Annotated in this window: 17 protein-coding genes; 8 read left to right on the top strand and 9 right to left on the bottom strand. The window is 74.2% G+C overall.

Annotation, left to right across the window (positions count from 1 at the left end; genetic code table 11):
• Positions 1–12 precede the first annotated feature (12 nt).
• From NFS20_RS12830 to NFS20_RS12820, 3 genes are read right to left on the bottom strand one after another with little or no spacing between them, the layout of a single operon-like run.
• Positions 13–927: a carbohydrate kinase family protein gene (locus NFS20_RS12830; protein WP_251152172.1), complete on the bottom strand. Its 915-nt coding sequence runs from the start codon at positions 925–927 to the stop codon at positions 13–15.
• Positions 928–937: 10 nt separating this feature from the next.
• On the bottom strand, positions 938–1,852 hold the full coding sequence (locus NFS20_RS12825) for an NAD(P)-dependent oxidoreductase (RefSeq protein WP_251152171.1): 915 nt from the start codon (positions 1,850–1,852) through the stop codon (positions 938–940).
• On the bottom strand, positions 1,849–2,790 hold the full coding sequence (locus NFS20_RS12820; protein ID WP_251152170.1) for an NAD(P)-dependent oxidoreductase: 942 nt from the start codon (positions 2,788–2,790) through the stop codon (positions 1,849–1,851). Before NFS20_RS12820 ends, NFS20_RS12825 begins: the two co-directional genes overlap by 4 nt.
• A 225-nt stretch (positions 2,791–3,015) precedes the next feature.
• Here NFS20_RS12820 and NFS20_RS12815 point away from each other — a divergent pair, with 225 nt between their 5' ends.
• Positions 3,016–3,426 (top strand): winged helix-turn-helix transcriptional regulator, encoded by a 411-nt coding sequence (locus tag NFS20_RS12815; RefSeq protein ID WP_251152169.1) that lies wholly within the window; start codon positions 3,016–3,018, stop codon positions 3,424–3,426.
• 53 nt (positions 3,427–3,479) lie between these two features.
• Here NFS20_RS12815 and NFS20_RS12810 read toward each other — a convergent pair whose 3' ends face one another.
• The gene (locus NFS20_RS12810) at positions 3,480–4,880 is read right to left on the bottom strand and encodes an MFS transporter (RefSeq protein WP_251152168.1); all 1,401 of its coding nucleotides are present in this window, start codon (positions 4,878–4,880) and stop codon (positions 3,480–3,482) included.
• Between the two features lie 74 nt (positions 4,881–4,954).
• Here NFS20_RS12810 and NFS20_RS12805 point away from each other — a divergent pair, with 74 nt between their 5' ends.
• Both NFS20_RS12805 and NFS20_RS12800 read left to right on the top strand, forming a co-directional pair.
• Positions 4,955–5,677: a class I SAM-dependent methyltransferase gene (locus tag NFS20_RS12805; protein WP_251152167.1), complete on the top strand. Its 723-nt coding sequence runs from the start codon at positions 4,955–4,957 to the stop codon at positions 5,675–5,677.
• A 193-nt stretch (positions 5,678–5,870) separates the two neighbouring features.
• Positions 5,871–7,337: a ThuA domain-containing protein gene (locus tag NFS20_RS12800; RefSeq protein WP_251152166.1), complete on the top strand. Its 1,467-nt coding sequence runs from the start codon at positions 5,871–5,873 to the stop codon at positions 7,335–7,337.
• Positions 7,338–7,467: 130 nt separating this feature from the next.
• On the opposite strand, the gene NFS20_RS12795 is transcribed toward NFS20_RS12800, so the two are convergent.
• Entirely contained in the window at positions 7,468–8,352 is an 885-nt protein-coding gene (locus NFS20_RS12795; RefSeq protein WP_251152165.1) for a sugar phosphate isomerase/epimerase family protein, read from the bottom strand.
• A gap of 111 nt (positions 8,353–8,463) precedes the next feature.
• On the opposite strand from NFS20_RS12795, the gene NFS20_RS12790 reads away from it, so the two are divergent.
• A complete protein-coding gene (locus tag NFS20_RS12790; protein WP_251152164.1) occupies positions 8,464–8,733 on the top strand; it encodes an HPr family phosphocarrier protein in 270 nt (89 codons plus the stop codon).
• Between the two features lies 1 nt (position 8,734).
• On the opposite strand, the gene ptsP is transcribed toward NFS20_RS12790, so the two are convergent.
• Together ptsP and NFS20_RS12780 are read right to left on the bottom strand one after the other, a co-directional pair.
• Complete coding sequence (gene ptsP / locus NFS20_RS12785) at positions 8,735–10,441, bottom strand: phosphoenolpyruvate--protein phosphotransferase (RefSeq protein ID WP_285821132.1); 1,707 nt, start codon at positions 10,439–10,441, stop codon at positions 8,735–8,737.
• Positions 10,438–11,871 carry a PTS transporter subunit EIIC gene (locus tag NFS20_RS12780; RefSeq protein ID WP_251152163.1) on the bottom strand — a complete coding sequence of 478 codons (1,434 nt, stop codon included), beginning with the start codon at positions 11,869–11,871 and terminating at the stop codon, positions 10,438–10,440. The genes ptsP and NFS20_RS12780 overlap by 4 nt, the downstream gene beginning before the upstream one ends.
• A 267-nt stretch (positions 11,872–12,138) precedes the next feature.
• Here NFS20_RS12780 and NFS20_RS12775 point away from each other — a divergent pair, with 267 nt between their 5' ends.
• The 4 genes from NFS20_RS12775 (at position 12,139) to NFS20_RS12760 (ending at position 13,984) form a co-directional block, all read left to right on the top strand.
• Positions 12,139–12,954 (top strand): GntR family transcriptional regulator, encoded by an 816-nt coding sequence (locus NFS20_RS12775; protein ID WP_251152162.1) that lies wholly within the window; start codon positions 12,139–12,141, stop codon positions 12,952–12,954.
• Positions 12,955–12,966: 12 nt separating this feature from the next.
• Positions 12,967–13,212 carry a PTS sugar transporter subunit IIB gene (locus tag NFS20_RS12770; protein WP_251152161.1) on the top strand — a complete coding sequence of 82 codons (246 nt, stop codon included), beginning with the start codon at positions 12,967–12,969 and terminating at the stop codon, positions 13,210–13,212.
• A gap of 77 nt (positions 13,213–13,289) precedes the next feature.
• Positions 13,290–13,520 (top strand): PTS sugar transporter subunit IIB, encoded by a 231-nt coding sequence (locus NFS20_RS12765; RefSeq protein ID WP_251152160.1) that lies wholly within the window; start codon positions 13,290–13,292, stop codon positions 13,518–13,520.
• Positions 13,520–13,984, top strand: a complete 465-nt coding sequence (locus tag NFS20_RS12760) for a PTS sugar transporter subunit IIA (RefSeq protein ID WP_251152159.1) — start codon at positions 13,520–13,522, stop codon at positions 13,982–13,984. The genes NFS20_RS12765 and NFS20_RS12760 overlap by 1 nt, the downstream gene beginning before the upstream one ends.
• On the opposite strand, the gene NFS20_RS12755 is transcribed toward NFS20_RS12760, so the two are convergent.
• Entirely contained in the window at positions 13,971–16,484 is a 2,514-nt protein-coding gene (locus NFS20_RS12755) for a DUF6493 family protein (protein WP_251152158.1), read from the bottom strand. The genes NFS20_RS12760 and NFS20_RS12755 overlap by 14 nt on opposite strands.
• On the bottom strand, positions 16,481–17,869 hold the full coding sequence (locus NFS20_RS12750) for an SWIM zinc finger family protein (protein WP_251152157.1): 1,389 nt from the start codon (positions 17,867–17,869) through the stop codon (positions 16,481–16,483). Before NFS20_RS12750 ends, NFS20_RS12755 begins: the two co-directional genes overlap by 4 nt.
• Between the last annotated feature and the right edge of the window lie 136 nt (positions 17,870–18,005).

Below are 18,005 nucleotides of genomic sequence, written 5' to 3'. Positions count from 1 at the left end.
GACCGGACGGCGTCAGCCCCGCTCGACGCCGCCGAGCGGGGCGAGACCGGGGCTGCGTACGACGCGGGCCGCGTGCGCGGCCCCGGCCCGCATCGCCGCCTCGACGGGCTCGCCGCGCAGGTGCGCGTCGAGGAACCCCGCGAAGAACGCGTCCCCGGCGCCGTTCGTGTCGACGACGTCCTCGACCGGCTGCGCGGGGACGTCGACGAACCCCTCGGCGGTGAGCGCCGTCGCCCCGCGAGCGCCGTGCGTGCACACGACCAACCGCGCGCCGGCACCGAGCCGGGCCACCATGAACGCGCGATGATCGGGCAGGCGGTCGGAGCTGAGGAACACGTGCGTCCCCGCCTCGACCCACGGGCGGTGGAAGTCCGCCGCGCCGTCGTAGTCGTGCAGGTCCACCCAGACCTCCCGCCCGCGCGCGACGGCGAGGTCGAGCACAGGCAGAGCCGGGACGGCGAGATCGACGACGACCACGGCGGCGGCGTCGAGCGCTGCGACGGCCGCGTCCCACCCCGCACCCGACGCCGCGACCTCGCCCGGGGCGCGCAGGTACACCGACACGCGGCCACCGTCACGGTCCATGAGGTTGAGGTGGCTCTCCGTCCGCCCGTCGGGCGACGGCTCGACGAGCAGCCGCACCCCGCCGGACTCGAGGACCGAGCGCACGCGCGCGCCGTCGTCGTCGGCTCCGAGCACGGTGCGCAGGGTGACCGGCCGGCCGAGAGCCGCGAGGTTGAGCGCCTTCCCGGCGGACGTCCCGCCGACGGTGTCGTAGGAGTCGCGCGCGAGCACCGCGTGCGGGGTGGGGTCCGGGAGCGCGTCGAGCTGGACGATCCGGTTCCACGATGCGGGACCGGCGACGAAGATCCCCTCCCGGTCCCGCGGCGAGGTCCCGGACGAGGTCTCGCGCGGTGCGTCGGTCACACGCTCCACACTACCGACGCGCCGCCCGAGCACCGGAGCCCACGTCGACGCCCGCTCTGATCCCCTCGAAGATCGCCGTCCAGCCGTCCCGCCCGTGCCCCGCCGCGAGCGCGCGCTCGTAGTGCGACTGGACCGCGCGCGGCAGCTCGGGGTCGACTCCCAGCTCCTCGCTCGCGCCGAGGACGTGCGCCGCGGTCGCGCCCATCATCGTCACGGTGCTGAGGGAGCCGGGGTGGACGCCGGTCTCGAACTCCACCCCCGCCGCCTCGTCGGCCCCGATCATCGCGGGCGTGGTGACGAGCGTCTGCAGCGCCTCGGGGACGAACTGGGTCGGCGGCACCCCGGCGGCCTGCGCGAGCGCCGCCGCGTGCGCGACCCCGGACAGTGCCGTGAGGAACACGTCGAGCTGCGCCTGGTACATGAGCTGCGCGAGACCCGGGTCCTCACCGAGGTACCGCGGTGCGCCGAGGAGCCCGAGGGTGCGCTCGTGGGACCGGAACGCCGCCTCGGGCCCGCTGTAGTAGACGTACGCGTCCGAGGTCCCGACCATCGGCGGCGGCGCCATGACGCCGCCGACCACGAGCGTCGCGGCGTGGTCGGCAGCCCACCGGGCGGCGACGCGCGTCGCGCCCGGGGTGTCCGAGCTGAGGTTGACGAGAGTCCTTCCTCGCAGCGCGTCCGGCGCCGCGCCGAGGACGTCGTACATCGCCGCGTAGTCGGTCAGGCTCAGCACGACGACGTCGCTCGCCGCCACGGCCTCGGCCGGCGACGCGACGAGAGCCGCGCCCTCCGCCACGAGCGCGTCCGCGCGCGACGGCGTGCGGTTCCACACGGTGACCGGGTGGCCCGCGGCGAGCAGCGTGCGGACCATGGCCTGGCCCATCGGGCCGAGGCCGATCACGGTGACGGGGGTGGGCTTGCTCATCGGGTTCCTCCTGCGGTGTGGGTCCGGGTGGTGTCGGTCCGGATGCTCTCGACGGCACGTGCGAACCCGTCGGCGCCGTGACCGGCGTCGACCTGGCGCCGGACCAGCGCCTGCACGGCAGCGACGACGTCCGTCGCGAGCCCGGCCTCCTCGCTCGCACGGACCATGTCCGAGGGGTCCGAGAACTCGAGGCTCTGCTGGCCGGGACCGCCGTAGTCGCGACGGTCGATCACGTCGGCGTAGTCGGCGAGGCCCGACGTCATCGCGACGAGCCAGGGCGCCGCGCGGCGGGCGAAGTCCGTCGCGCTCACGCCCGCCGTCCCGACCATCGCGACACCGTGGAAGAAGCCCGCGAACATCGCGTACATGCCGGCGAGCAGCGCGAGGTCGTAGAGCGGCGCGAGGCCGGGGTCCTCGCCGAGCCACGTGCTCTCGCCCCACGTGTCGAGCACGGGACGCGCGGCGTCGAACACGGCGCGCGACCCGCTGTAGAGGACCTCCGAGCCCGGCCCGCCGATCATCGCGGGGACCGCCATGATCCCGCCGTCGAGGTAGTCGATGCCGTGGGACGTCGCCCAGGCGGCCAGCTCCCGCGACTCCTCGGGCGTCGTCGTGACGAGGTCGACCAGCGTCCGGCCGGCGAGCGCGTCCGCGACGGGGCCGAGCGTCTCGTGGACCGACGCGTGGTCGAGCAGGACGGCCACGACGAGCGGAGACGAGCCGACGGCGTCCCGCACCGAGGTCGCCTCGCGCGCTCCGGCGGCGACGAGCGCGTCAGCGCGTCCCGCCGTGCGGTTCCAGACGGTGGTCGGGTGGCCCGCCTCGGCGGTCGCGGCGGCGAGGGCGCTGCCCATCGCCCCGAGGCCGAGGACGGTCACGGGGAGCGGCGATGGTGTCGAGGGCAGGGCGGGAGCTGTGGCGGCTGACTGGTCTGGCATCGTTCCTCCGGGTCGGGTGGGAAGACCGGGCGACGTCCGACGACGCGGCGTGCCCTTCGTCGTCCACCCTCGCCGTCGTCCGGTCGTCCGGGAAGAACGCACTTCGAGGTGGGGTTCTCACCTCCAGGTGAGCGTGCAGGTCACGGGGGCAGAGCCTTCGGGACTCCTGCGGGCGACGCCCGTCGGAGGGCACGCACCCGCCGACCGGAGACGAAGGAGCGAGCGATGACGACGACACCCTCCGCGACCGTGCTGCACGACGGGCAGCCGGCCCTGCCCCCGCGCCGCGGCCCCTACGTGTGCGGCCTCGACGCCGCGATGGACGTGGTGAGCGGCAAGTGGAAGTCGCTGATCCTCTGGGAGCTCGAGGACCACGGCGTGCGCCGGTACGCCGCGCTCAAGCGCGGTCTGCCGGGCGTGAGCGACAAGGTGCTCGCGCAACAGCTCCGCGAGATGGAGGCCGACGGCCTGCTCCGGCGGGAGGTGTTCCCCGAGGTCCCGCCGCGGGTCGAGTACTCGCTCACGGAGCACGGCAGCGCGCTCAACACGGCGCTCGAGTCGCTCGGCGACTGGGGGCGGGGTCGTCTCGAGCGGCTCGGCGGGCAGGTGGTGGGCGCCGTCCCCGCCGCGACGTGAGCCCCGCCCCTGACCCGGACGGTCCGGGGCGGAGGCCCGCGTCTCGGCGTCCGTCAGGGCTCGGGGTGCAGCGCGTCGTAGCGCCAGAACCGGCGCTGCGCGCGGACGACCAGCCACAGCGCGACGACGCACGCGATCCCGCCGAGGACCGCCGCCCACGCCTCGCCGGTCCACGTCGACTGCGCGCCGAGCACGAGCTCGCCGAGCCGCGGTCCGCCCGCGACGACCACGATGAACACGCCCTGGAGGCGTCCGCGCATCTCGTCGGGAGCCGCGGTCTGGAGGATGGTCTGGCGGAACACGGAGCTCACGGCGTCCGACGCCCCGGCGAGCGCGAGCGCGACGCACGCCGCGACGACCCACCCGACGAGGACGGTCGAGGGCGACGTCGCGCCGACCCCGAGCAGCACGAGCCCGAACAGCACGATCGACGCCCCGTACGCGGTGATCGCCCAGACGATCACCCGGCCCTGCCACCGCACGCGCGACAGGCCGCCGGAGAATGCGCTCGCGAGCACCGCACCGATCGCGAAGGCCGCGGTGAGCACGCCGGTCGTGGCCTCTCCCCCGCCGAGCCAGACGACCCCTGCGGCGGGCAGCAGCACGCGTGGCGACGCGAGGACCATCGCCGCGAGGTCCACGAGGAACGTCGTGCGGATGTTCGGCTGCGTGCCGAGGTAGCGCAGCCCGTCGACGACGGACCGCCACCCGACCGCGCGACCCCGGCGGCGGCGTCGGGCCGTGTCAGGGCGAGAGGTCACCGGGGTGACCTGTGCGCCTGACACGTCGTCACCCCCGAGCGTCGTGTCAGGGCCAGGGGTCACGGCGCTGACCTGTGGCCCTGACAGGGGCGGGATGTCCGGCAGCCGCCACACCGCCCACAGCGCCGCGGTGAACAGCACCGCGTCGATCGTGTACGCGACCTGGTAGCCCCACAGCGCCACGAGGAGCGCGCCCCCGAGCGGCCCGACGGTCAGCGCGACGTTCCACGCGAGCGTCTGGAGCGCGTTCGCGGCGGGGAGGAGCCGCGGCTCGACGAGGCGCGGGATGATCGCCGACCGCGCGGGGTTGTTGATCGCGAACGCCGCGGACTGCGCCGCGACGAGCGCGTAGAGCACACCCACCGAGTCGAGGTGGAGCCACGCCTGGAGCGCGACGAGACTCGTGACCACCCACAGGGCGGCCGACGCCGCGAGCGCGACCTTGCGGCGGTCGTACGCGTCGACGAGCGCGCCGCCGTACAGCCCGAGCACGACGAGCGGCACGAGCGCGCAGATCCCGAGGACACCGACCGCGAGCGACGACCCGGTGAGCGCGTAGACCTGCAGGCCCACGGCGACGACCGTGAGCTGCGAGCCGAGGTTGGAGATCCCGAGCCCCCACCACAGGCGTCGGAACGGCGCGGAGGTACGCAGGGGCGTCGTGTCGGCGAGAAGACCGTTGACCCGGGCCACGGTCGACGAGCCTACGCGGCGCCCGGCCGTGACCGTGACGCCCGCCCGCGACGGCGTCGGGCGAGGATGGTGGCATGGACGACGTCGACGACTGGTCATCGGTCGCGATCGACTGGGCGCGGTACTGGGCTCCGGTCGCCGAACCTGCGCAGCGGGCGCTGCTCGCGGCCGCCGGCCTGGCCGCGGGGTGGCGCGTGCTCGACGTCGGCTGCGGGTCGGGCGAGCTCCTCGCCCTGCTCGACGACGCGGGCGCCGTCACCGCGGGCTGCGACCCCTCCGCGGCGATGGTCGCCCTCGCCCGCGCGCGGAGCCCGCGCAGCGACGTCCGCGTCGCCCGCGGGGAGGACCTGCCGTGGCCCGACGACGCGTTCGACCTGGTCACGCTCGTGAACGCGCTCGCGTTCACGGACGTCGAGGAGACGGTGCGCGAGTGCGCGCGCGTGGGTCTCCGGGTTGCGGTCGCGAGCTGGGCCGGGGACCACCACAACGACCTCACCGTCCTCGAGCGCGCGCTCGCGGGCGACGACCACGAGCCGAGCGACGAGACCCGCGAGCCCGGCTACCTGGGCGACCTCCTCGCCTCGCACGGCCTCACGGTGCAGGCCGAGCGACTCACCGCGACACCGATGGTGCTCCCCGACGCGACGTCGCTCGTGCACGCCCTGACCGCCGGGGCCGACCCGCAGGACCGGGCCGAGGTCGCGCCCGTGCTGCTCACCGCCGCGGCACCGTTCCGGCAGGACGACGGGCGCTACGTGCTGCGCAACGCGTTCCGCTGGGCCGTCGCGTCGCGCTGACTCCGACCACGCGATCAGCCACCGGGACTCGACCGGCACGGCCGACCTCGGCACATCGCGCGCAGAAGTCATGCTCAGTTTCCTTGACTTTTGAACAACACTCGCTAAAAGTAGGCCAGGTACCGACACCGCTCCGCTGCGGTGCGGCCAGCACGGCTCTCACTGCTCACCGGCGAGACGAGGAGAAGCACGCATGCATTTGTTCAACGGAAAGACCATTCATCGGGCGGCGGCAGGACTCGTCGCCGTCCCACTGGCCGTCACGGGTGTCGCGCTCGCCGCCCCGGCGTCGTCCAGCACCCCGGTCGCGACCGTCGCCGCCGCCGACGAGCCCTACAAGATCCTCGTGGTCGGCGAGACGCTCGGGTTCCGGCACTCCCACATCGACGACACGACGCGCACCCTCATCGAGCTCGGTGCGGACAACGGTTTCACCGTCGACGTGTGGGACCCGCCGAACACGTCGAGCGGCTGGTGGGGCCCCGGCTCGCCCGGCCAGCCCGACCTGACCATGGCGAGCACGCCGTTCACGAGCACCGAGGACCTGCAGCAGTACGCGACGATCGTCTTCGTCTCCCCCGTCGACAACACGAACTCGCTCAACCCCGCCACACCGCGCCTGCTCGACGACGCCGAGCTCGCCGCGTTCCAGGGCTACATCCGCTCCGGCGGCGGCTTCGTCGGCCTCCACGCCGCGACCGACACGATGCACACCGTGCCCTGGTACAGCGAGCTCACCGGCGGCGGCGCGCGCTTCGCGAGCCACCCGGCGCAGCAGACCGCGACCATGCGCGTCGAGAGCCCGGCGCACCCGTCGACGGAGCACCTCCCCGCCGCCTGGGAGCGGTTCGACGAGTGGTACAACTACACGACCAACCCCCGCGAGGACGTCCACGTCCTCATCACGCTCGACGAGTCGACCTACTCGCCGGGCAACAATGCGATGGGCGAGGACCACCCGCTCGCGTGGTGCCACAACTTCGAGGGCGGACGCTCCTGGTACGAGGGCGCCGGTCACACCGACCAGTCGTGGACCGACCCGCTGTTCCGCGAGCACGTCCTCAAGGGCGTCGAGTGGACCGCGGGCGTCGTCGAGGGCGGCGGCAACTGCGTGACCTTCGGCGAGGTCGACGGCATCGTCGAGGAGCTCGACACCACGAGCCACGGTGACGCCGAGGCCGTCGCGGGCATCACCGCGCACCTCGACGACGCGGAGGCCGCCGCGGACGCCGGCGACCACGCCGCGGCGCTGACCGCGATCGCTGCTGCCCAGGAGCTCGTCGACAGCCTCTCCGACGACGCCGGCGACACGGCGCTGCTCGCCACGAAGCTCGCGGACCTCACGGACTGGCAGTCCGCGCTGGTCGGCGGTGACGCCGACCTCGCCTTCTCCGCCGAGGCGCAGCTGCGCACCCTCGGCAGCAGGGACTACGTCGCGGTGCGGGTCGTCAACGACGAGCAGACGGCGGTCGACGTCACCGTCAGCACGCCGTACGGCACGCGGACGTTCGAGGACGTCGCACCCGGCGCGTCGGCCTACCAGTCGTTCGCCACGCGGGTCGCCGACGCCCCCGCCGGCGAGGCGACCGTGACCGTCACCGCGGAGCGCGACGGCGAGCAGGTCTCGGAGGAGGCCGTCGTCGCCTACGGCTCGGACTGACCCGGACGCTCAGGGCCGGGCTCGCCTCGTCCGACGGGCGAGCCCGGCAGCGCGGGCCAGGCCGCGCCCGCCCGGGCCGCACCGGCCCGGTATCGCCTGCCCGACGCCGCGCACGCGGTCGGTGCGCGCGTCACCAGGCGTCGAGGTGGCGGTGCGCGTGGCCCGGCGGCGGCTCGTAGGTCGGGTGCGGGTCCGGCGTGAGGTACGTGCGCGCGAAGAACAGCGACGCCGCGAGGTCCTCCTTGCGCTCGGCCGCCGTCCGCGCGCGACGTGTCGCGATCTCCACGACGACGTCGCCCGACCACCCGCGCCGCACGAGCTCGGCGAGCACCTTGTCGCACGGCTGGTCACCCCGGCCCGGGACGAGGTGCTCGTCCTTGATCGACGCCGACCCGTCGGCCAGGTGGACGTGCGCGAGCCGGCCGTCGAACACGTCGAGCAGCATGAGGGCGTCCTGCTGGGCGACGGCCGCGTGCGACAGGTCGAGCGTGACGTGGTCGTAGCCGTGCTCGGACGGGTCCCAGCCGGGCAGGTACGCCTGCATCTCCCGCTTGCGCCCGCGCCAGGGGTACATGTTCTCGACGGCGATCGTCACGCCCTCGGTCTCGTCGAGCTCGCGGACCAGCTCCTCGAACTCGCGCGCGTACTTGTACTGCCACCGGAACGGCGGGTGCACGACGACCGTGCTCGCCCCGACCTCCTGCGCGAGCTCGACGCTGCGCCGCAGCTTGGGCCCCGGCGGGCGCCCCCACACGCGCTGGCTCACGAGGAGCGTCGGCGCGTGGATGCTGCGGATCGGCATGCCGTGGTCGGCGGAGAGCCGGTTGAGCGCCGCGGCGTCCTGGGTGGTCTCGTCGGACCACACCATGACCTCCATGCCGTCGTACCCCAGGTCGGCGGCCGCCTCGAAGGCGTAGCCCGCGCGACGCGGGTAGACGCTGGCGGTGGAGAGCGTGACGTGGATGCGCGGCTCTCCCGGCTCGGCGGGAGGCCGCGGCGTCGTCGCGTCTGACATGCGGGCCACCCTAGACCCGTCCTCCGCGACCCACACCAGCGAACCCTTCCCCTCGCGCACCCCGACCCCTACGATGAGGTGGTCCATACCACCTGTCGGTTGGAGAGCCCCGTGGAACGTCCCGTCGTCGTCGCCCTCGCGGAGGGCCTGCACGCCCGCCCCGCCGCGCTCTTCGTCAAGGAGGCCGCGGCGCAGCCGACCCCTGTGACGATCGCCAAGCGAGGTGGCGAGCCCGTCGAGGCGGCGAGCATCCTCGGCGTCATGACCCTCGGCGTCGACGCGGGCGACGAGGTCGTCCTGGCCACGGCGGACGACGGCGACGGCGCGACCGCGTCGCTCGACGCGCTCGCGGCGTTCCTCGAGCAGACCGCGGTCTCCTGACCTAGAGACCCAGCTCGTCGAGCACGGGGAGCCGCGCGCGCACGGCCGCGCGCGCGGCCTCGGCCGTGGGCTGCTGCAGCGCGAGGAACGCGAGCTCCTCGCACAGCTCCGACGACGTCGCGGCGAGCACCGCCGCGACGTCCGCGAGCGCGACGGGCGTCATCGACAGCGAGGTGACGCCGAGCCCCACGAGCACGGGTGCGAGCACGGGGTCGGCCGCCGCCTCACCACAGACCCCGATCGGGCGGTCATTGAGCGCCGCGCCCGAGCACGCGGCACCGACGAGCGCGAGCACCGCCGGCTGCCACGCCGTCGCGAGGCGCGCGAGGTCGGAGACCTCGCGGTCGGCCGCCATCGTGTACTGCGTGAGGTCGTTCGTCCCGATGCTCGCGAAGGTCGCGCGAGCGAGCGCCCAGCGTGCACCGAGGGCGGCCGACGGCACCTCGATCATCACGCCCGCGCGGTCGAGGCCGTGCGTCGCGCACAGCTCCACGAAAGCGTCGGCCTCGTCGGGGGTCGCGATCATGGGCGCCATGACCCACACGTCGGCGTCCTCCGCCGCGGCTGCCCGCGCGATGGCGTCGAGCTGCCGGTCGAGGACCTCGGGGTGTCGCCGCGACGTCCGCAGGCCCCGGACGCCGAGGGCCGGGTTCGGCTCGGACTCCGCGGTGACGAACGGCAGCGGCTTGTCGGCGCCCGCGTCGAGCGTGCGCACGACGACCTTGCGGCCTCCGAACGCCGCGAGCACCGCGCGGTAGGCCTCGACCTGCTCGTCGACGCCCGGCTCGACGGCCCGTCCCAGGAAGCAGAACTCGGTGCGGAACAGCCCGACGCCCTCCGCCCCGGCCGCGGCCGCCGCACGGGCGTCCTCCCCGGAGGCCACGTTCGCCAGGAGCTCGACACGACGGCCGTCGGCGGTCCGGCCCGCGCCGTCGAACGTGCGCCGCTCACGTCGACCGGACGCGACGGCGGCGACCGCGGCGGCCGACGGGTCGCGCCCGACGGTTCCCGCCGCGCCGTCGACGAGCACGGTCTCGCCGTCGCGCAGGTCGAGCGCGCCGTCCACCGCGACGACGGCCGGGATGCCGAGGGCCCGCGCGAGGATGGCGGTGTGCGACGTCGGGCCACCGCCGCGCGTGACGACCGCCAGGACCCGCTCGGGGTCGAGCTGCGCGGTGTCGGCGGGCGCGAGGTCGTCGGCGACGAGCACGAAAGGGCTCCCGGGGTCAGGGACTCCCGGCACGGGGAGCCCGAGCAGCGCGGCGACGATCCGGTCGCGCACGTCTCGCACGTCGCGGGCCCGCTCGCCGAGGAGACCGCCGACCGCCTCGAGCCGCGACGCGGCGTCGGACCCTGCCTCCCACACCGCGCGCGCCGGGGCCGTGCGCCCCTCCTGGACGCGGCCGACAGCGTCCCGGGCGAGGGCGGGGTCCGCGGCCATCGCCGCGGTCACGGCGAGCACCTCGGCGGCCGTGCCCTCGGCGCGCGCGGACCGCGCGGTGAGGTCCTCCTGGACCGCGGTGACCGCGGCCAGGACCTGGGTCACCGAGAGCTCGACGTCGGCGTCCTCGGGGAGCCGTGCGCTGTCCGGCTCCGGCACGGGGGCCGGCATCGTCACGACGACGCCGACCACCCGGCCGGGGCTGACGGGCACCCCCGTCAGCCCCGAGGCCGCGTCGGCCACCCGGGCAGCGTCGGCGACCGTCACGCCGCGCCTCCGCCGCGGGCGTCGGACGCCGCGCCCGCAGCGGCGCCCGTCCGCTCCGGGTCCGTGCCTCGGCCCCGACGTCCCTGGTCGGTCGAGGCGGCGTCGGACGTCGCGGCGTCGGAGGACGCGCCGGCGGGGGGAGCGACGACGTCGGCGGGTGCGTCGGTCGTGGCGTCCGGCGTCGCGAGGCCCGGCTCGTCGTCGTCCTCGCGGCCCGGCGTGCGCAGGTTCCAGCGCGTGATGACGAACCGGAACAGGAAGTAGTAGATCACCGCGTACCCCAGGCCGATGGGGATGAGGAGCAGCGGCATCTCGGCGATCCGGAAGTTCAGCAGGTAGTCGATGACGCCCGCGGAGAAGCCGAAGCCGTCACGGATGCCGAGCGCGTTGACGAGCGCGAGGGACGTGCCCGTGAGGACGGCGTGGATGACGTAGAGCGGGTACGCGACGTAGAGGAACGCGAACTCGAGCGGCTCGGTCACGCCCGTGACGAACGAGACGAGCGCCGCGGAGCCCATGATCCCGGCGATGACCTTGCGGTTCTTCGGCTTGGCGGTGTGGACGATCGCGAGCGCCGCGGCGGGCAGCGCGAACATCATGATCGGAAAGAAGCCGGTGAGGAACGTGCCTGCCGTGGGGTCGCCCGCGAGGAAGCGGAAGATGTCGCCGTTCGCCACGGTGCCGTCGGCGGTCTCGTAGCTGCCGAACTGGAACCACGGCAGCGAGTTGAGCAGGTGGTGCAGGCCGAGCGGGACGAGCAGCCGGTTGAGGGTGCCGAAGACGAACGCGCCGAGGATCGTGGACCCGGTGACGAAGCCGCCGATCGTGTCGTTGATGAGCCAGTCGAACGCCGGGTAGATCAGCGCGCCGACGACCGCGATGAGCACGGCCGCGCCCGCGGTGACGATGGGGACGAAGCGCCGGCCGCCGAAGAACGCGAGGTACGGGGGCAGCTTGATCCGGTAGTACTTCTGGTAGAGCAGCGCGGCGGTGAGCCCGATGACGATGCCCCCGAGCACGCCGTAGTTGATGAGCTCCTGCGTCTCCCCCTCCGGCGCCTCGCCGAGGACGTACGGCGAGAGCGAGTCGCTGACCCCCGAGAACACCAGGTAGCCGATGAGCGCGGCGAGGCCCGTCGTCCCGTCGGCCTTCTTCGCGTACCCGACCGCGACACCGAGCGCGAAGATGATCGGCAGGTTGCCGAAGAGCGCGTTCCCGGCTGCGCCGAGCACGTCCGCGACCGGCTGCATCCAGGCGAAGGTGCCCGCGACGCCGTCGGCGCCGAGCATGTCGGGCTGGCCGAGCCGCAACAGCAGGGCGGCTGCGGGCAGGGACGCGATGGGCAGCATGAGGGAGCGCCCGATGCGCTGGAGCTGGGCGAAGCCGGGGATCCCCCTCTTCGTCCTCGTCGGTTCCGCGACGGTGGTCATGTGGTTCTCCTCTGGGGTCGCGGCCTGGAGTCAGGCCGGGCAGGCGTCGAGCGGCGGCGGTGGCGCGACTGGTGCGGGCGTCGTTGCCGGTCCAGTTGTCTGGACCACTTGCAGGAAGAGTGGTCTAGACCTCATGATGTGTCAACCCCCGGGAGTGACGGGGGCCACACGGGCGGCGTCCGTCACCTCCGCAGGGTCTCCTGCGGCCGGCGGGACAATGCGCGGGTGCACGAGCAGACGACCGACGGACGAGGACGACGCGCGACGATGAGCAGGTCACGGGCACAGGGCGGTGAGCACAAGTACCTCGCGGTGCGTGCGTACCTCGCCGACCTCGTGACGACCGAGCTCGACGTCGGCGACGCCATCCCGTCCGAGCGCACGCTCACGGAGACCTTCAACGTCTCGCGCATGACCGTCCGGCAGGCCGTCGACGCGCTCGTGAACGAGGGCGTCCTGGAGCGCGCGCAGGGGCGGGGGACGTTCGTCGCCCCGCCGCGGGCGGACTTCGAGATGCGGCTGACGACGTTCGGCGAGGAGGCCCGACGGCGCGGCATGGAACCCGGCACCCGGGTGCTGGAGACCGGCGCCGCGCCCGCGCCGTCGTCCGTCGCCGAGGCGCTCGGCCGCCCCCAGGGCTCGCCGATGCACCACGTGGTGCGGCTGCGGTCCGCGGACGGCTCCCCGATGAGCGTCGAAGAGGTCTGGATCCCGTGCGACCTCGCCCCCGACCTCCTCGACGACGGCGTGCCCCCGAGCATGTACGGGGCGCTGCGCGAGCGCGGCCTCGCGCCGACGTGGGGCGAGGACACCATCTCCGCGTCCGAGGCGACCACGCAGGAGCAGGCGCTGCTGGAGATGCGCGGGACCCGGGCCGTCCTGCGCACCGTGCGCCGGACGTTCGCCGGCGACCAGCCCCTCATGTACTCGCGATCCTGCTATCGCGGTGACCGCTACAGCGTGGTCGTCCCCCTCCGCGAGGCGCGACCCATGCTGGTGCCGCGACCCCGACCCGTACCGCTGGACGACGACGTCCCGCTCGCCACCGTGCCGACGCCGGCCGACGCCGGCCGTGCCGACTGAAGGGAAGGACCGATGACCCTGTCCGACGCCGAGCGCGCCGCGACCATCCTCGCCGGACTCGGCGGCGTGGAGAACGTCGACGAGATCGACCCGTGCACCACCCGCCTGAGATCGCTCGTCAAGGACCCGTCCCTCGTCGACCAGGCGGCGCTGCGCCGCGCCGGCGCCTTCGGCGTCATGGTCAACGGCCGTGTCGTGCAGGTCGTGGTCGGCCCCCAGGTCGACACGATCGCGTCCGACCTGGCCGACCTCATGTGACGACGCCCCACCACCCAGCCCGGCCCGCCGGGACCCGCACACCGGCCGTGGCCGGACCGGACCACGAGGAGCACCCCGTGAGCAAGGCAGAACAGATCCTCCGCGCCCTCGGCGGCGACGCGAACGTCCTCGACCTCGAACCGTGCATCACGCGGCTGCGGGTCGAGGTCGACGACCCGGCGCTCGTCGACGACGCGGCACTCACCGCAGCCGGCGCGATCGCCGTCGTGCGCTCGGGCGACGCGATCCAGGTCATCGTGGGGCCCGAGGCGGACACCTTGGCCAGCGACATCGAGGACCTCCGCTGATGGGCGCTCCGCTGACGGTCCTGGTGCCCGTGACCGGCACGGTCGTCGACGTGAGCGAGGTCGACGACCCCGTCTTCTCCGCCGGTCTCGTCGGCCCGGGGCTCGCGGTCGAGCCCGACGACGCGCAGGGCGGCGTCGCCGTCGCGCCGATCACCGGGACGGTCGTCAAGCTGCACCCGCACGCGTTCGTCGTCCAGCACGACGACGGCCGTGCCGTCCTCGTGCACCTCGGCATCGACACGGTGAAGCTCGGCGGCGAGGGCTTCACGACGCACGTCGCGCAGGGCGCCCACGTCGAGCGCGGGACCGTGCTCGTCTCGTGGGACCCCGCGGCCGTCCGGGCGGGCGGCCGTTCCGCCGTGTGCCCGGTCGTCGCGCTGGAGGCGAAGCCCGACGCCGTGACGCCCCTCGCCGAGACCGGCGCGTGGGCCTCCCACGGCGAGGAGCTGCTCACCTGGGAGTGACCGCCGGCGTGGCCGTTCCCGTAGCTCCTCGCCGCGGTACGCGCCGGCACTCCACGGCGAGGACTGTCCGCGAGCGGCTCGCGGCGAGTGCCTCGAGATCGGAGGGCAGCGTGACCTCCTGGCCGGTCGCCGTCGCTGCGTCGGCCAACGCGGCGACGAACAGGTGCGCGTCTGGTCGTCGGCCGAGGACCGGCAGCAACGTCGTCACGGCGACCGCGACGAGGGCGGCCGCCGGCGTGTGGGAGCGGCCGGCGTCCTGCATCGACCGGGCGACGCGGCTCCCGACGACGGCGCCTGCCGCAACGAGGCGACCGATCTCGCGCCCCAGATCGGCACCGTCCAGCACTCCCCGACCCGCGAGGTCCGCGAGGGCATCGGCGGCAGCGACCCGGCCGACCGGGTCCTTCGCCGACAGGCCCAGCACCAGGGCCGAGGCGGTGACCGAGCTCGCGCCGGCTGCTCGGCCGAGCCCTGCGAGCACGGGAGTCGGACAGCGCGATGCCCTGACGGACCGGATCAGCGCGCCGTGGGCGTAAGCAGCCAAGAGATCGGGATGGTGGGGGAACATGAGCGGCCACGGGTGCGTGCAGAGCGTCTCGATGTCGCCCGGGAAGCGGACGAGGGCATCCGGGCCTCTCAAGAGGGCATCGATCGGGTCGTCGCCGGCGCGACGGGATCGTGGTGCGCCCGCGTCGCGCCAGCTCGCGACGGGGACGGTGGGCCCCTCGAGCACATGGTCGTCCGCCGGCACGTCGGCCACGACCTGCTCCCATCGAGGGGACGATGCCGCCCGACGCCCGAGGTCCCGGCCGAGGGTGGCCGCCGTACGGTTCTTCGCCGGGAGTCTCGGTGCGGCGTCCACGGGCAGCCGGAGCGCCGCGAGCGCGACGTCGAAGCGGAGAGGTGGAGCACCGGCCGGGACGCGAACCAGCCGCTCCGTCACGGCCGCACGGTCGACGACGCCGTCGTCCGTCGTGGGCAGCGCGAGCAGCGGCCTTCCGTCCGCACCGCGGGCGGCGTGCTCGGCGACCTCCCGGACGCGCAGGGACCACCACACGCCGAGCGAGTCCGCGGGACGAAGCAGCGGGAGCGCTCCGTCCGGATCTGGACGCAACGACGAGGGCATGCTGAACCAGCCGCGATAGCGCGTTGCTCGCGGTGGCCGGACTCCGAGGAGCCAGGCCAGCAAGAGCGCTGCGACGTCGGCCCCGGGGTGCGCTCCCTGCCACGGCCCGACCCACGACATCTCGAGGACCTGCTCGGCGCGCGCGGCGAGCGCTCTCGCCCCGACGAGCCGCGCACCGTCCGGCCACCGCGCGATGCCGTCGAGCAACCGTTCAACGCTGGGGATCTCGCACGGCTCCTCGAGCACGCGCGCTGCGAGCTCCACCAGCTCGTCGGTGTCGTCCACCGGCCGGATCGGCAGCGCGGGCGCCAGCGGGGCCGGGTCGGGCAGGAGCGTCGCCGCAGGTGCACTCCGCTCCACGATCACCTCGGCCACCCGCGGAGCGACCTCCGGCATGCTGCGAGACACGGTCGAGAGCAGCGCCCTGTGCGCCTGGACGACACCCTTCGTCCGGTGCTCCAGGACGACGGGGCTCGCGTCGAGGAGAGCCTCCACGTCGAGACCACGTCCGGCGATCCGACCGAGCTGACGTTGGCAGAGCCGCACCACCGTGCTCACCTCGTTGGCGAGTCCGACGAGGTAGCGGTCCTGGCGGTCGACGGTCTCCTGCGGCGTCACGTCGAGCGCGTCGTGCAGGTTCACGAACCACCGCACGTCCACCGCCGCACGATCGGCGACGAGCGCGTCCACCGTCACGTCGAGGAGCCGAGCGCGGTCGAGCCGAGGCTCGCCCTCCGCGCTCTGGAGGACGACGAGCGCGTGCTGCCACGTGCGCTCGGGGTGGGTGGCCCACGAGTCGACCTGGGCGAGCTGCCGGCCCATCCGCTCGGTCCCGAGCACTTCCCACAGCTCGTCCTCGACGAGTCGAGGGTCGGAGCGCAGGAGACCGATGGCGCCACCCGGCGCCCCCGTCCCTACCTCGCTGACGAGAGCCCTCCGATACTCGTCGCCCTCGGGCCGCGCGCAAATCCCGGCGCGGACCAGCGCGCGGACGAGGCCCCATGTGCGGTCGGTGTCGCCGGCGTCGACGAGCACCTGCGCGAGCTGCCCGAGCCAGAGCGGAGAACGGTCGGCCAGCACCTGCAGCGCGAGGTCCACGTCTGCCCGGTCGACCCGCAACCGCCAGAGGTGCGACGAGACCCCGCGTGGGTTCGTCGCGCAACCGAGCAGTGCGAGGAAGGTCGCGCGGTGCTCCAGCGCCGCGCGCTCCACCTCGTTGCGCTCGATGGCGGCCGACAGTCCTCGACCCAGAGCGCGCCGTTCCGGCTCCGACAGGGGCGCGAGGAACGCGACGACCTCGTCGAGCGGCGTCCGGCCGGTCAGGCGCGCACAGAGGTCCTCGTACCGGACTCCTGCCGCCGGGCCTGCCGTCACGAGGTGCTCGCCGCGCGAGCGGCCAGCACGTGCTTGCACGGTCCCCGCAAGTCCCGGTGCCTCGCGAACCAGGGGCACGTGCACCGGTCGCCCTGCGGCCCGAGCCGGACCACGTGCTCCACGTCGCCGCTGCGCACGTGCGCGGTGCGCCAGTCGTCGCCCCCACCCGCCGGACCCAGGCGGACGAACCGGACGGCGCCGTCGGCGACCAGGGCGCGGGCACCGGCGAGGCGGGGGTGCATCCGGTCGATGGACTCGCGGTCGTAGGGCAGCTCGCGGTGGAAGTACGCTCGCTCCGCGACGTCGAACCCGACCCGACCCGCGGCACCGAGACGCGTCAGGGCCCGACGAACCCGTTCCGTGGTCAGACGCGTCTCGCAGCTCAGGTGATCGACGTCCACGACAGGCTCGAACGCCAGGACCGCGGAGACCAGATCGGCGTCGTCGACGGCCGCGTCGTCCGCGAGATCGACCAGCACACCGCCCTCGCCGGAGAACCCGCGCGAGCGCTCCGGACTGATCCCGAGCACCAACCGGGCGTCGTCGAGCTCCACCTCCCACACGCTCGCGGCGACCGCTCCGTCGTCGACCACTCGCGTGTAGATCCGCAGCCTGCGGGCGAACCGGAGCAGTGGCTCGGCGACGCGCAGCCGCTCGACGCCCGAGAGCCCGACGCTGGGTCCCGACGGTCGGCTCGCCAGCCGCAGCCCAGAGGTCGTCGACGTGACCCACAGGCTGCCGCGGGACGGGGTCCGCGGGAGCGAGCGCAGGAAGCGCCGCGCCTCCACGGCGGCGACGTCGATGACCGGCTCCATCCCTGCCGCGGCGACCTGCGCCTCCGCGAAACCGCGCAACCACCGTTCCGGAAGGGGCACCTTCTTCTCGGTGACGGAACCGTCGAGCGTGGTGACGACCACGTCCTCCCCGACCCGGAGGTGGAGGGGGTCACGGCCACCGACACGGGCGAGGGCCTCACGGACGGGCGGGTTGAAGTCGACGTTGGTGGTCCCGCTCGCGAGCGCGGGTGCCTCCAGGCTCCCAGGGAGGAGGTCGAGACGGGCATAGACGCCGCAGCACGCGGAGAAGCTCTCGAACCGCAGGCGGTCGCCGTTGCTCGTGACCACGGGGTCAGCGGCGCGGAGTGCGGCCGCGAGCATGCCGGGTGGCGTGTAGAAGCGCGTGCGCGCCACGCGAGAGACGGCGAGCAGCGCCGCCGCGTTCTGCTCGGCGTGCCCGAGGAAGTCGTCGAAGAAGCGGGGGTGGTCCGTCTCTCCCGACGTCGACACCCCGCCGCTCGTCGACAGCATGAGCTCGTTCCCCCGCGAGCCGGGGCTCATCAGCGAGGGCCGCGCGTAGCGGAGCGTCTGCTCCGTCGTCGTGGACATGGCGGCAGCGTAGGTGCCCGGACCGACAGAACGGGAGGTGCCCGGTGGCGTCCCTGTCGGCGGAAGGTGCGATCCTCCTACCCGTGTACCCCTCAGTACCGTTCTCGCGGCTCCGCGGAGTCCCTCGCGCCGACGT

Source organism: Cellulosimicrobium sp. Marseille-Q4280 (assembly GCF_943181405.1).
In the GTDB taxonomy this organism is placed as follows: Bacteria; Actinomycetota; Actinomycetes; order Actinomycetales; family Cellulomonadaceae; genus Cellulosimicrobium.
Note: the sequence above shows the minus strand (reverse complement) of the source record. Positions and strands in the feature narration are given on the sequence as shown.

What these genes read in the sequence shown, in the direction of transcription:
- NFS20_RS12820 (WP_251152170.1), bottom strand. Translation starts at nt 2,790, where the DNA reads ATGCCAGACCAGTCAGCCGCCACAGCTCCCGCCCTGCCCTCGACACCA.
- NFS20_RS12805 (WP_251152167.1), top strand. Translation starts at nt 4,955, where the DNA reads ATGGACGACGTCGACGACTGGTCATCGGTCGCGATCGACTGGGCGCGG.
- NFS20_RS12760 (WP_251152159.1), top strand. Translation starts at nt 13,520, where the DNA reads ATGGGCGCTCCGCTGACGGTCCTGGTGCCCGTGACCGGCACGGTCGTC.
- NFS20_RS12795 (WP_251152165.1), bottom strand. Translation starts at nt 8,352, where the DNA reads ATGTCAGACGCGACGACGCCGCGGCCTCCCGCCGAGCCGGGAGAGCCG.
- NFS20_RS12770 (WP_251152161.1), top strand. Translation starts at nt 12,967, where the DNA reads ATGACCCTGTCCGACGCCGAGCGCGCCGCGACCATCCTCGCCGGACTC.
- NFS20_RS12750 (WP_251152157.1), bottom strand. Translation starts at nt 17,869, where the DNA reads ATGTCCACGACGACGGAGCAGACGCTCCGCTACGCGCGGCCCTCGCTG.
- NFS20_RS12825 (WP_251152171.1), bottom strand. Translation starts at nt 1,852, where the DNA reads ATGAGCAAGCCCACCCCCGTCACCGTGATCGGCCTCGGCCCGATGGGC.
- NFS20_RS12815 (WP_251152169.1), top strand. Translation starts at nt 3,016, where the DNA reads ATGACGACGACACCCTCCGCGACCGTGCTGCACGACGGGCAGCCGGCC.
- NFS20_RS12775 (WP_251152162.1), top strand. Translation starts at nt 12,139, where the DNA reads ATGAGCAGGTCACGGGCACAGGGCGGTGAGCACAAGTACCTCGCGGTG.
- NFS20_RS12800 (WP_251152166.1), top strand. Translation starts at nt 5,871, where the DNA reads ATGCATTTGTTCAACGGAAAGACCATTCATCGGGCGGCGGCAGGACTC.
- NFS20_RS12780 (WP_251152163.1), bottom strand. Translation starts at nt 11,871, where the DNA reads ATGACCACCGTCGCGGAACCGACGAGGACGAAGAGGGGGATCCCCGGC.